This is a genomic window from Methanoculleus sp. MH98A (assembly GCF_000691865.1).
Lineage (GTDB): Archaea > Halobacteriota > Methanomicrobia > Methanomicrobiales > Methanoculleaceae > Methanoculleus.
Genome location: NZ_JMIO01000198.1, coordinates 1 through 1,205 on the forward strand (window position 1 = coordinate 1; position 1,205 = coordinate 1,205).

The window sequence follows — 1,205 nt, forward strand, 5'->3', positions numbered from 1 at the left end:
GTAAACTCGCTCAGCGTATTGAGCAGGGGATTGGCCGGGCAATTCGTGGCGTAAGTGACTATTGTGTTGTAATAATCATTGGGACAGACATATCAGCATTTTTCTCGGAAAACGCAAAGCGTGGGTATCTCTCTAACGAAGCCCAACGTCAAATAAAAATAGGAGAGGAGTTGGCAGAAGAATTAAAAAAGGAGGGGCCTGCTTTGAAAGCAATTGAGAATCTCATTCAGAACGTATTGGATCGAGATCCCGGGTGGAAGGCCTATTATAAATATGCTATGAGTGATGTCGATATTAAACCGATTAACAAAGCTTTTATCAACAGGATGATATTAGAACGTGATGCCGAACTCTGTTATCAAAAAAGGCAACCTCGTCAAGCAGTATCAATTATACAAAAGATTATTGATGAGGTAAAAGATCATGAGAAAGAATTGGGATGGTACTTACAGTTAAAAGCTATTTATGAATATTCTGTTGATAGGCAGAGATCACTTGACACCCAACTCAGTGCTTTTAAAACAAACCCCCGTCTTTTCAGACCTCCAGAAGGGATTCAATATACCAAAATGACTCGTGATGGAATTAGCCGTGCCCAAAGAATATCTAATTACATAAGATCAAAAGAGGGTTATACACACCTTATTCTTGAAATAGAGAACATTTTAGAGAAAATCTCATTCAAAGTACCCTCAGACACATTCGAAGAGGGGATAGATGAATTAGGGCATATTCTCGGGTTCAACACAGATAGGCCAGAAAAGAACGATGGATGCGGCCCTGATAATTTGTGGCAAATTGATGACACTCACTACTGGATTATCGAATGCAAAAATGGAGTTACCGCACAGAGGGGCATTTCAAAATCAGAAGCGGGTCAAATGAATACCAGTATTGGATGGTTTGAAGGGAAATACGAAAATTTCGAGAATATTCCCATTATAATTCATCCATCAAATAAATTCAAGGAGGATGCATTTTCTACCAAACAACTTTACTCCCTCCAACCAGAAAAACTTGAACTGTTAAAAAATAACATCAGGGATTTCTATAAGTCCATTTCAGGTGTTCCATTCACTACCATATCCCCAGAGGGGATACAATCCATGATTAAAGAATACTCACTCGATTCAGAGAGTATGAAAAAAACCCTCCTTTCGAGGGTGTCAAAGTAATACCTTATCGAAACGGGTCCCAAGCAGCAA

1 protein-coding gene is annotated in these 1,205 nt (G+C 39.2%); it reads left to right on the forward strand.

What is annotated here, in order from left to right; genetic code table 11:
• A partial coding sequence (locus tag EI28_RS14545; protein WP_197018527.1) for a hypothetical protein occupies positions 1–1,175 on the forward strand: 1,175 nt, incomplete at its 5' end.
• Positions 1,176–1,205 lie beyond the last annotated feature (30 nt).